General features: G+C 56.5%; 10 protein-coding genes. 9 read left to right on the top strand and 1 reads right to left on the bottom strand.

Translation table 11 applies throughout. From position 1 onward, the window contains the following. The 4 genes from VGK48_27820 to VGK48_27805 all read left to right on the top strand — a co-directional run. A partial coding sequence (locus VGK48_27820; protein ID HEY2385001.1) for a hypothetical protein occupies positions 1-2,599 on the top strand: 2,599 nt, incomplete at its 5' end. A 135-nt stretch (positions 2,600-2,734) separates the two neighbouring features. Further along, on the top strand, positions 2,735-3,676 hold the full coding sequence (locus VGK48_27815; GenBank protein HEY2385000.1) for a TIGR03435 family protein: 942 nt from the start codon (positions 2,735-2,737) through the stop codon (positions 3,674-3,676). Positions 3,677-3,928: 252 nt separating this feature from the next. Further along, the gene (locus VGK48_27810; GenBank protein ID HEY2384999.1) at positions 3,929-5,719 is read left to right on the top strand and encodes a 2-oxoacid:acceptor oxidoreductase subunit alpha; all 1,791 of its coding nucleotides are present in this window, start codon (positions 3,929-3,931) and stop codon (positions 5,717-5,719) included. Then, positions 5,719-6,771: a 2-oxoacid:ferredoxin oxidoreductase subunit beta gene (locus tag VGK48_27805; protein HEY2384998.1), complete on the top strand. Its 1,053-nt coding sequence runs from the start codon at positions 5,719-5,721 to the stop codon at positions 6,769-6,771. The genes VGK48_27810 and VGK48_27805 overlap by 1 nt, the downstream gene beginning before the upstream one ends. A gap of 283 nt (positions 6,772-7,054) precedes the next feature. Here the strand turns inward: VGK48_27805 and VGK48_27800 are convergent, their stop codons facing one another. After that, positions 7,055-7,621, bottom strand: a complete 567-nt coding sequence (locus tag VGK48_27800) for a hypothetical protein (protein HEY2384997.1) — start codon at positions 7,619-7,621, stop codon at positions 7,055-7,057. Positions 7,622-7,733: 112 nt separating this feature from the next. On the opposite strand from VGK48_27800, the gene VGK48_27795 reads away from it, so the two are divergent. From VGK48_27795 to VGK48_27775, 5 genes are all read left to right on the top strand, one after another. Beyond that, complete coding sequence (locus tag VGK48_27795) at positions 7,734-8,084, top strand: hypothetical protein (GenBank protein HEY2384996.1); 351 nt, start codon at positions 7,734-7,736, stop codon at positions 8,082-8,084. 70 nt (positions 8,085-8,154) lie between these two features. After that, positions 8,155-9,174 (top strand): thiamine pyrophosphate-dependent dehydrogenase E1 component subunit alpha, encoded by a 1,020-nt coding sequence (locus VGK48_27790; protein HEY2384995.1) that lies wholly within the window; start codon positions 8,155-8,157, stop codon positions 9,172-9,174. A 4-nt stretch (positions 9,175-9,178) separates the two neighbouring features. Further along, positions 9,179-10,153 carry an alpha-ketoacid dehydrogenase subunit beta gene (locus VGK48_27785; protein HEY2384994.1) on the top strand — a complete coding sequence of 325 codons (975 nt, stop codon included), beginning with the start codon at positions 9,179-9,181 and terminating at the stop codon, positions 10,151-10,153. Positions 10,154-10,182: 29 nt separating this feature from the next. After that, the gene (locus VGK48_27780; GenBank protein ID HEY2384993.1) at positions 10,183-11,538 is read left to right on the top strand and encodes a dihydrolipoamide acetyltransferase family protein; all 1,356 of its coding nucleotides are present in this window, start codon (positions 10,183-10,185) and stop codon (positions 11,536-11,538) included. Positions 11,539-11,543: 5 nt separating this feature from the next. Further along, positions 11,544-12,336: serine acetyltransferase (locus VGK48_27775; protein HEY2384992.1), on the top strand; the 793-nt coding region annotated here is incomplete at its 3' end.

Raw genomic sequence — 12,336 nt, 5'->3', positions numbered from 1 at the left:
TCCACGTCACATAACCGCAGCAAACAAGCTCACCCCCGGGACGTGGATCGTCGCGGAGGCTTCCGGGTCTTTAGCTGTAAACCTTGCGGCGAGCCTTGGATACAACTTCAACTTTGTGAAAGACGTACAGGCCTTCGGACTCTCTGGAGACATCGGACTGAAAATCGATGCCGCCGCGACCGCCACGTTTGGGATTAATGTCAGCGGCCGCTATCTTGTCGTCGTCGGTCGTGAGTCAGACTTGGTGGCTGACCAGCATCTACGATTAAGGTTGTTCAAGCTCGATAGCAACGGACTTCAGTTCGGGCTGAACCTTAAGTTGGGGGTGACTGGCGTCGAGACCGTCACACTCGGACAGGTCGACGATTTTGTCCAGGCAGTGTTCGGCGTTCACGGGGCACAAATCGTTACGGCTTTGCAGCAGATTCAGAAATGGACAGATCCCACAAAAAGCGTCGGGCAGCTCGTCGCCGGTCTGGTGAACGACAAGGCTCTACAGATCATCAAGGACACGACAGGAATCGATCCTCAAACGGCGTTCGATACCGCTCGATCTAAATTTCTCGACGCCGTTAACCTCTATCAAAGCCTCCCAGGAAAGGTTTCGAGCGAGCTACTCGGCTTCATCAACGATCTTACGCCCAGCGCAAGCGCGGACCTTCAAAACGCACTCACAGCCCTGACGCAAACCGACCCGAACGCGCAGAAACAGGCACTGCTCAGCCTATTCAATGCGTCGGGGATCACCAGTTCACCAATCGGAAAACTCCTCTCCGGGCTCGCTGAAAACGGTCTATTGAGTCTCGTGGACCGGTTGCCGGAAGTTCGCGGCATGGCGGCCACAATTCAATCGATTCTGAACGGCGGCGTGATCGCCAGACTCGAAAGCTTCATCGACGACAAACTCGGCCTCGACAAGGTGCTCGCTGCGGTCAGTCAGAATGATTTCAGCGGTCTTGATTCTTTCCTTGTGGGCCGATTGTCTACCTTCTTCGACAGGACGCTGGGATTCGCAGACCTGAATGACATCAAGAATGCGATCAATCTGGTAATCAGCAAACGCCAGGATATCTACGCGGCTGCAACGAAGGCGTTGAATTCCACCTACGGCCTGTCTTTGGCTGCGGCATGGCAGCGAACCTCGACGAGCACGGCCGTCATTGACGCCGTTTTTGATATGTCCGATGCGAGCGCAAAACAACTTTTTGCGAACGTCGTTACCGTGTCCAATTCGGGGCTGGATCAGCTGCTGACCACAACACTCCCCTCAGTCAACCTGAACGCTGGAGTCCTGTCACACGAGTTGACCACCAAGAGCACGCTGGATATTTCGCTTCCTCACTTCAATTTCCAGACACAGAACGTGACCACATCGCTCGCAAAAGTAACCGCGGAGAATGACGGAGGCCGCCTTCTGGTCTATGATGCGACGGGATCAAACGCCGTCAGCGTCACCAATAAGTTCAACAGTAGCCTGGCGGTGACGATCGCAGCAGCGGTCGCTCGCACCGGAACGGGTTCCCCGGACCTCCGCATCCACTCCACGGACGGCGCAAGCTGGTCCTATGAATTGCTCTATGCCAAAGCGGGTATGAAACGCGAAGAGTTGGAAGCGATTACGAGGCCGTTTCTCACCCAGTATATGGCTGCTCAATTTTCACAGGGAACCAGCCTGAGCAGCTTCTACAGTCAGCTGGAGGATACCGTGAGTCAAATTCTGCAGAACCCACCAGAGACCTTCGGTGATGTTTGCGCTTCGTTCGAGGTGACCATTCCCGGGGACGCCTTGGCCTCCTGGGTACAGCCTGTAAAGAATGTTTTGGCCGCAGCGAAGGCCGTTTCGATCGCAATCCAGACATCATTGAAGAAGAACGTCGAGTTTTTCTATCTCAGCGATATCTCAAACCTGGCAAACCTGGCCTCAAGCGCCCCCTTACTGGCATGGAGTTCCATACCGCCCGCTGTCAGCTTTGACGGTTCGAATTTCAGTGACGCAGCAGGGAAGGACGTCTATTGGGATCAGGAGGATATCCAGTTGCGGCGAGCAGCAGCGGCGAACCCCAACACGATCGCGAATCTCTCGGCAAAGCTCGCAGGATATCGATTACGACTCGAAGAAGCCGGGCTGCACAGCTCCGTACAGTTTTATGCTGATAACCAGGCGGGAACGATCTGCCAGGGGGCAACTACGCAATTCGGCGACATCCTGTTTCTGAGTCTCCTTACGTTCGAGGCCGAGATCGTGGACAAAGCTCAGGATGCCCTGCAAGACATCCAGAAATTTCTTGCGCTGGCCGGCACATCACCGTCCCAGGCTGTCACCCGGTTAGCGCAGTTCGCCGCAGATATTACGACCACCTTTAACCAACTGCTCGGACAAAATGTTTTCGTAGACATCGCTTCCTTCCGGGCCGTTGGACAGGTGGTATTCTCAGAGGCCTCTCGAGCCTTAAATCCCGTGGCGGCTGGCCAACCTGTAGCGATGTTGACCCTGGACGTATTGAGTAAATCAACCAGCTTCCAGATTCCCGCCTTCTTTACTGGTTCGATTCCGCAAGCCTCCGATGTTGCGGTCGCCCAACGGCTCGTGAACATCTGAACAAATCGCATCGAAGGAGATGTTCCGGGCGCATCCGAAATAATCCGGGTTGTCTTAGCACCCCCCCCATATATCCCCCGTGATTAAATTGGAACTGAATTTCCGGTCTATGTGTCTATGAATCTCGGAGGGCGAATGCGATTCCGTACTATTTTCATGATCTCCCTGGCAGCGGTGGTTTTTGCGGTTTTCGTGATCCCGGTTCTATCCCAGAGCGCCGCAACGCAGCAGCCGTCATTCGAAGTCGCATCCATCAAGCAGATCAAGCTGGGCCCCGGCCTCATCAAAGGGCCGATTGAACAGACGCTGGGTTGTCATGGGACGGACAGCCACAGTCCAGGCATTATGCTTCCGATGGGCCGTTGCGTTTCCAGGTTTGAGCCGCTGCGCATGGTCATCGCTCTTGCTTTCGATATCCCGCCTGCCCTGATGTACCCGTATGAAGGCAAGGTGGTCATCGGTCCCGACTGGATCAATCAGGACATGTATGACATCGAAGCGAAGGCGGAGGACCCCACGACCGAAGCGCAACTCAAGCTCATGCTCCAGGCGTTGCTGACCGACCGGTTCAAGTTGAAGCTTCACCGGGAAAACCGGGAGATGCCGGTGTATGCCCTCGTCGCCGGCAAAAACGGCGTGAAGTTCCCGAAAGCGCCTGCCGACCGGGAATGCGGTGAACAGCGCCGAAGCGATCACCGTTACGAACTGGGCGCGACGGATCTGTCCAGCCAGTGTCATGGCTTTGTCCCGCAGGGGGGAGCGCTGACCGGCCGCAGCGTCGATATGAGCGACTTTGCGGAGATGCTCGCGATCTGGGCCGGCCGGAAAGTCATCGACAAGACCGGAGCCGAGGGACTTTTTGATATCCGTATGCCGCAAATGATCGCGGAGAGCGCCAGGCTTGCCCTTGAAGCTCGTGGCGGCGCGCCCGGCGCCGACGGCAAAGGGGGAGTCAATGCGCTGCAGATTCCAACCGTTTTCGAGGCCGTCGAGCAGTTCGGCTTGAAACTCGAATCCACTAAGGGGCCGGTCGAAGTTCTCGTCATCGACAGCATCGAACGGCCCTCGGAAAATTAACGGGGGTTCGGCATTCTGCAGATACGCGGATACGCTCAAATTAGAAGTCTCTGAAAACAGAGGAATTTCGGCAAAGTACAGAAAAGACGGCCTAAAGGAGATGTCAATTCTGTTATAGTTAGCGGTTGGGCGCGTCTCTATGAGGCACACTTATGAGCCTAAATTGATGAAAGGAGAAAGTAGTCAGTGTCAAATCAATCCCCCCAAACATTAGTTGCGGAGGAAGACCAACGAAGCAACGGGGGTCCTGTCATAAATGATTTCAGCATCCAGGTAGCCACGGTCAACGGTTCCGGCAGCCAATCTTCAAATACAGTCCTTATGCGTTCTATTTTTCAGATGGGAATTCCCGTCAGCGGGAAGAATCTGTTCCCATCCAATATCGCCGGGCTGCCGACGTGGTTCACTATTCGCGCGAATAAAGACGGTTGGATCGCGCGGCGAAAAGAGATCGATTTCCTGATTGCGATGAATGCGGAGACGGCACGCGAAGACGTGATGAATCTGGATCCGAACCGCGTCGTTGTCTACGAGGAAACCCTCAAGCTGAATCAGTATCGAAAAGACCTCACGTTCTTCCCGGTTCCTTTTGCAAAACTCGCTACGGAAATTATCTCGGATTCGAGACTTCGCAAGCTCCTGGCCAACATGATCTACGTAGGCGTGGTCGGCGAACTGCTCGAGATCGATCCGGCTGAAATGGAAGTTGCCCTGACCAAGCAGTTCAAGGGAAAGGCAAAAGCCGTTGCATTGAACAAAACAGCGCTCGAAGTCGGCCGCAAATACGCCAAAGAAAACTTCGATAAGACAACAGTTCCATACAAAACGCAGCGGATGAACGCCACGAAAGACAAGATCATCATCGACGGCAACTCCGCCGCTGCGCTCGGCTGCATGTTCGGCGGCGTGACTGTCGCAACCTGGTATCCGATTACGCCATCATCCAGCCTTTGCGAATCCCTTGCCGACTACATGAAGGATTACCGGATTGAAAAGGACGGCAAGGCGAGCTTTGCGATCGTTCAGGCTGAAGACGAACTGGCCGCCATCGGCATGGCCATCGGCGCGGGCTGGGCAGGCGCGCGTTCGATGACGTCCACGGCCGGCCCCGGAATCTCGCTGATGCAGGAATTCATCGGGCTCGCGTATTACGCCGAAATCCCGGTGGTCATTTTCGACATCACGCGCGTCGGGCCGAGCACGGGCTTGCCGACGCGAACACAGCAGTCGGATATCCTCTCGCTGGTTTATTGTTCTCACGGCGACACCAAGCATATTGTTCTGTTGCCGGCCAGCGTTTCCGAGTGCTTCTCGATGGCTTATCAGGCCTTCGATCTGACCGAACGGTTCCAGACCCCGATCTTCGTCATGAGCGATCTGGATCTTGGAATGAACAACTGGATGTCCGATCCGTTCGAATATCCGAAAATCAAATTCGATCGCGGCAAGGTTCTCTCCGCTGAAGATCTCAAGAAACTGGGCAGCTTCAAGCGCTACGGCGACGTCGATGGCGACGGTATTCCCTACCGCACGCTTCCCGGCACCAACCATCCCGCCGCTTCGTACTTCACTCGCGGCAGCGGCCACAACGACAGGGCTGTCTACAGCGAGCGGCCGGACGACTACAAGAACAACATGGACCGGCTGAATAAGAAATACGACACGGCGCGGCAGGAAGTGCCTCAGCCTGAGATCGACAATGCGAAGGGCGCGACGGCCGGTCTTCTCGCATTTGGAACGACACATTTTGCGATCATCGAGTCGCTCGATCAGCTGAAACGCGAATACAACATGCCCGTAAGCTACTATCGCTTGCGCGCCGTTCCGTTCACAAACGATCTGATTGAATTCTTCGAGAAACACGATCGTGTGTACATCGTCGAACAGAACAGGGATGGCCAGATGGAGATGCTGGTGAAGCTGGAATTGCCGGCCAATCTCGTTGGTAAGATACGGAGTATCCGTCACTATAGCGGGATCCCGATCGACGCCCGCTTCGTGACCGACGAATTAGTGGCCGCAGAGAAAGGAGAACGACAGTAATGTCCACCACCATGCAACCGCCCGCCGCGTCGCCCAAGCACTCGAATCGGCTCGGATATGTGACGGCAGATTACAAGGGCGCAGACTCGACTTTGTGCGCGGGATGCGGTCACGACGCAATCACATCGCAGATCATCAAGGCCTTTTATGAATACGGCGTGGAACCCTACAATGTCGCGAAACTCAGCGGCATCGGCTGTTCCAGCAAAACGCCCGCATACTTCCTCAGCCGCTCTCATGGATTCAACGGAGTCCACGGCCGGATGCCGGCACTGGCGACAGGCGTGTTGCTCGCCAACAAACAGCTCGTTTCGATCGGCGTCAGCGGTGACGGCGATACCGCTTCCATCGGCATGGGACAGTTCGTCCACCTGCTCCGCCGCAATGTTCCGATGATCTACATCATCGAAAACAACGGCGTCTACGGACTGACCAAAGGACAGTTCTCGGCAACCGCCGACCTCGGCTCGAAAGCCAAGAGCGGCGTCGCCAACGACCTGCCGCCGATCGATGTCTGCGCCATGGCCATTGAACTGGGCTGCAACTTCGTCGCGCGTTCGTTCGCGGGCGATCCCAAGCAGATGGTTTCACTGCTGAAGGCGGCTCTCGGCCATCGCGGCACCGCGATGTTCGACGTCATCAGCCCGTGCGTCACGTTCAACAATCACGACGGTTCGACCAAGAGCTACAAATACGCCAAGGATCACGAGGAACTGCTGCACGAGATTTCATTCGTGCCTTTCTTCGAGCAGATCACCGTGGACTATGCCGAAGGCGAAACCAAAGACGTTGAGCTCCACGACGGATCGCACATTCGCCTCCGCAAGGCCGACAAGGGCTACGATCCGACCAGCAAGGCCGAGGCCTTCAATACGTTGCGCCAGTGCCAGGAGTCGAATGAGTTCCTGACCGGTCTCATTTATATCAATGAGCAGAAGCCGGACTTCCTCAGCCTTCTGAACATGACCGACGATCCGCTCGCAACGCTGCCCCAGGAAAGAACGCAGCCCAGCGAGAATGATCTGCGGGAAATCATGGCCGATCTGATGTAGGTTTTCTGGTTCTATTGGAAATTCGAGATTGGAAATTTGATTTTCAATTTCGAATTTCCAAAGGACACTCCCCCGCCTTTCCAAGGCGGGGTGGCTGCGCCATCAACCAATTGGCCCGTTCCTCGGCGCAGACGGGGCGGTTAGGAAATTCCAACAAAATAAGGTGCGCTGCGCGGTTCCTGGATAACCGCCCCGCCCTCGCGTTCTAACGTTTTTGATTGTTCGGGCTCCCCGCCTTGGAAAGGCGGGGAATGTCCGCTTCACTCAGTTGCGCCCACATCACCTATGGTTGTGGCTGTGGCGCTGCTTGGGGCTGCGCCTCGGGCCGCGGCTGTGCCGGCGTGGGTTCGACCTGGACTTTCTTGGGCGGACCCTCTGCCAGCATGGCGTCGAGCTCTTTCCTGGTCATGTCAAGATCGTCATGGGTCTTCGCCAGCTGCTGGATGGTCTGCGAGAGGGAGGCTTGAGCCTGATCCTTAAGCACAGGATCCACCACGGGAGCGTATATTTGATTCTGCTGATTGACTTGCTGGAGTTGGAGGGCCGTTTCCTGATCCTGCAGGTCGGCGATCTTCTTCCGAAGCTCATCCGCCTTGGCGTTCCACAGTGCTGCAGCGTCCGGCTCCGGAGGGACGACAGCCTTGCGGGCTTCTGCCGGCTTGGCGTCAGGTTCATTCGGCTTGCCGTCAGCTGATGCGGGGGATGCCGCAGCAGGCGGGGCGCCCGTTTCTCTAATAATGACGGTAGACTTGTGTTTTGCCTGGCGTTCCCGTTCCTGCCGGGCGGCATCGGCCAACGACTGGGCCTGAATGGATGTAGCCAGCAACAGCATCACCAATAAAGGCTTCATGACCCCTATTATACATTTCAAGTGCCGAAGCTGCGAACAGGACTTGGCTCTGCCTCCGTCGGCGTCCGAGCGTGTTCGGTGTTCCCACTGCAATTCAGAAATTCCATGGTTTATGAACGATTCCATTCTCACCAGTGGAATTGTTACCACATGTGCATCCTGTGGCCACGAAGACTTATACCTTCAAAAGGATTTTAACCGGACCGCCGGAATGGTGATCGTCGGCGCCGGAATCGCTGCCAGCATCTATTTCTTCGCCAAGGGGCAGCCTCTGACTGCCATGGGAGCCCTCGGCCTCACTGCGGTTATCGATTTCCTGGCCTATTTCCTGGTGGGCGAAGTTACCGTCTGCTATGCCTGCCACGCCATTTTCCGGGGGTTTGCCAGAAACCCCGAACACGAGCCGTTCGACCTGAAGAAGCTCGAAAAATACGGGGGCCGGACGCCCCGGGGAAGTGCTTGAACCTATTGGGCCAGCCTTGAAAAACTGGTCTCCTTTGGAGTATCGTCGGGTTTTGGGCTTCTAGATCCAGATGAAAACAAACATTCTCGCGCGGGACACCGTCCCCCCGATCACGCTTCCACCGGATAAGACCCTGCTCGACATGCTTTATTACATGAAGCTGACGCGGGAACTGGAGTTCCGGATCGAGCGCAAACTCTACCGGCAGGGGAAAATCGTTGGCGGAGTTTATGTTGGCCGCGGCCAGGAAGCCATTGCCGTCGGCAGCTGCATCGATCTCCGGCAGGATGATGCGGTCTGCCCCTCCCACCGCGACATGGGTGCGTTTTTGATTCGCGGCATGACCCTTCGCACGATACTTGCCCAATACATGGGCCGGAAGACGGGCGCCACCAAGGGCAAAGACAGCAACATGCACATGGGTGATCTTTCGAAAAACCTGGTCGCCTTCGTCAGCATGCTTGGAGACAACGTTCCGGTCGCGGCCGGAATCGGCCTTTCCTTCAAAATGCGGGGACAGGATCGCGTCGCTCTTTGCTTCTTCGGCGATGGCGCCACCAGCCGCGGCGACTGGCACGAGGGCATCAACATGGCTTCCGTCTTCAAGGTGCCGGTCGTCTTCATCTGCAACAACAACCAGTACGCGTATTCAACGCCGCTCGAACGGCAGATGGCGGTTGAGAACGTTGCGGATCGCGCCGAAGCCTACGGAATGCCCGGAGAAATCATCGACGGCAACGACATCGTCGCCGTCTGGGATGCCGCAAGCAGAGCCATCGAACGGGCACGCTCCGGACACGGACCGGCGCTTATCGAATGCAAGACATTCCGGATGACGGGTCACTCGGCCCATGACGACGCCGGTTATGTGCCCCATGAACTGTTCGAGTTCTGGAAAGAACGCGATCCCATTCATCGTTTTGAACAATTGCTGACGGATCGCGGCCTGACGACGCCAACCGCTATCGAGGAGTTGCAGCAGCGCATCAACTTCGAAATCGACGAAGCGATTCAAGCCGCCGAAAAAGATCCGTTGCCGGAACCGGCAGATTGCCTGCGGGACGTGTATTTCGAGGGCACTGAAGAATAAACCCATGGCCGTAACCACATATGTTGAGGCAATCCGCCAGGGCATCTGGGAAGAGATGGAGAAGGACGAACGTGTGTTCGTCATCGGCGAAGACGTTGGGATCTACGGCGGCGCGTTCAAGGTCACTGCCGGGATGCTCGAACGGTTCGGCGAATGGCGGATCATCGACACGCCGATTTCCGAATCCGGAATCGTGGGCGCCGCAATCGGCGCCGCATTGATGGGAATGCGGCCCGTAGCCGAGATGCAGTTCGCGGATTTCATCTCCTGCGCCTTCGATCAGATCACGAACTTTGCCGCCAAATGCCGTTACCGCTGGGGCGCCGGCATTCCGATCGTCGTGCGCGGGCCGAGCGGCGGAGGCGTCCACGGCGGTCCGTTCCACTCGCAGAATCCGGAAATGTATTTTGTTCACACGCCGGGTCTCAAGGTCGTCTGTCCCGCGACGGCTTACGATGCGAAAGGCCTGATCAAGGCCGCCATTCGCGATCCCGATCCGGTCATTTATTTCGAGCACAAATTTCTCTACCGCCGCGTGAAAGAAGAGCTGCCCACGGATGATTTCGTCGTGCCGATCGGCAAGGCGGCAATCCGCAGGAAGGGGGCGGACATCACGATTGTCACCTATGGCGCCATGGTCTACACAGCGCTCGATGCGGCAAAAGAACTCGAGAAGGAAGGGATCGACCTCGAAATCATCGACCTTCGCTCGCTGCTGCCGTTCGACAAAGAAGCGGTTCTGGACTCCGTCCGGAAGACCAACAAAGTCATTCTTCTTCACGAAGATACGCAAATCGGAGGATTTGCGGGCGAGTTGGCTGCTATCATTTCTGAAGAGGCTTTCGAATATCTCGATGGTCCAATTCGACGCATCACAGCGCCCAATACTCCCGTTCCGTACAGCCCGCCGCTCGAGGAGTTCTTCCTCCCGAAAGTTTCCGACGTCATACGCGTCGCACGCGAGCTGTACGCTTACTAAGTTCCCGAAACGAACGACACAGGAAGGCCATGGCCGAAACTAAAGTAATCATGCCCCAGATGGGCGAAAGTATCTTCGAAGGCACTATCACCAAGTGGCTCAAGAAAAAGGGCGACCGCGTCCAGCGCGACGAGTCGCTGTTCGAGATCTCCACCGACAAGATCGATTCGGAAATTCCCGCGCCCGCTGCCGGAATCCTCCAGGACATCCTGGTGAAGGAAGGTCAGACCGTGCAGATCAACACCGTCGTCGCGGTGATCGGCGATGGCGACGGTTCCGGCAAGACGGCCGCTGCGGAGGCGTCAAAGCCGGCTCCGAAAAAAGAGGAGCCCAAAGAAGTCAAAGGTCCTGCGCCCGTCGCAGGGCAGACACCGGAAACCGAACAGGACGAAGAAGAAGAAACATCGGTCGAGCCTGACCACCCCGGCGCTTTGCGCCACCCCTCCTCTGCTGAGGAGGGGAGTTCAGGAATTCGATCTTCACCATTGGTCCGGCGCATTGCCAAGGAAAACAACGTCGATCTTTCCTCGCTTGAGGGAAAAGGGACCGGCATCAACGGACGAGTCACGAAGAGCGACATTCTCAGCTACATCGAACAAGGTGGAAAGCCGACGACCAGCAGCTCCCCTCCTGATACAGGAGGGGTGGCGCCGCGAAGCGGCGTCGGGGTGGTCAGTCCTCCGCCAGCGATGAAATTCTCGGGCGAAGTCGAACGAGTGCCGCTGACGGCCATGCGCAAATCGATCGCCGAACACATGGTGCTCAGCCGGAAGACTTCGGCTCACGTCACGACATTCTTCGAAGTCGATTGCTCGCACATCTTGAAAGCCAGGGAAAAGGACCAGGCGGAGTTCGAACGATCCGGCGTGCGGCTGACCGTCACGCCTTTCTTCGTCCAGGCTGCCGCGACCGCGTTGAAACGCTTCCCGATCGTGAATTCTTCGCTCGACGGAGACACCATCGTTTACAAGCGCGCCATCAACATCGGCATTGCCGTCAACCTGGAATGGGGACTGATCGTGCCGGTTATCAAGAACGCCGACGAGAAAAATCTGTTCGGCCTGGCGAAAGCCATCAATGACATCGGCGGCCGCGCCCGGAACAAAAAACTCACGCCGGACGACGTGAAGGATGGAACGTTCACGATCACGAATCCTGGCCAGTACGGCGGGTTGATCGGAACACCGATCATCAACCAGCCGCAGGTCGCAATCATGGGAATGGGCGGCATCAAGAAGCGCGCGGTCGTTATCGACGACGCCATCGCGATACGGCCGATCATCATGCTGTCGCTGTCATTCGACCATCGCGTGATCGACGGAGCAACCGCAGATCAATTTATGGCCGATGTTCAAAAGGAACTGGAGAACTGGCCCGTTCACTAACCAACATGCACGAGCATCTCAAAAAACGGGAACAGGTCCGCGAGATCACACGCGATTTGATGGAAACCTTCGGCGCGCTGCAGCCCAAGCTTGAACACTTCGCGACGACTCCGCTGCCCGACAAAGCTTCCGTCATCAAGATCCTCGATGACCTGATGGAAGTGATTTATCCCGGATACTTCGGGCGCAAGGACGTCGAGAGCTCGAATATCGAATATTACGTGGGCGATCTGCTCGATTCGATATATACGAGGTTAACGCAGGAAATCTACCGCAGTATCCGGCCGGAATGCGGCAATGCGGGCGCAGCGGACGCGTGCGACCATTGCCATGGGATTGCCGAAGAGCAGTCGCTGCTTTTCCTGCGAGCTCTCCCGCACCTGCGCAGCCGGTTGTCTGAAGATGTGCAGGCTGCGTTTGACGGTGACCCGGCCGCGAAGAGTATCGATGAAGTTATATTCGCTTATCCCGCGATTTTCGCGATCACCGTTTACCGGCTGGCGCACGAATTGAATCTCCAGGAGATTCCTCTGTTGCCCCGGATCATGACGGAACACGCGCATTCCGTCACGGGCATCGATCTCCATCCGGGCGCAACGATTGGAGCCGGATTCTTCATCGACCACGGAACCGGCGTGGTTATCGGCGAGACGACAATCATCGGGAATCGCGTCAAACTATATCAGGGCGTTACTGTGGGCGCGCTGAGCTTTGCCAAGGACGAAGAAGGGCGGATGATCCGCGGTAAAAAGCGTCATCCCACGATCGAAGACGACGTTGTCGTTTACGCAGGAGCGA

It is taken from the genome of Terriglobia bacterium, assembly GCA_036496425.1.
Classification (GTDB): domain Bacteria; phylum Acidobacteriota; class Terriglobia; order 20CM-2-55-15; family 20CM-2-55-15; genus 20CM-2-55-15.
This window is presented reverse-complemented; position numbering and strand designations above follow the sequence as displayed.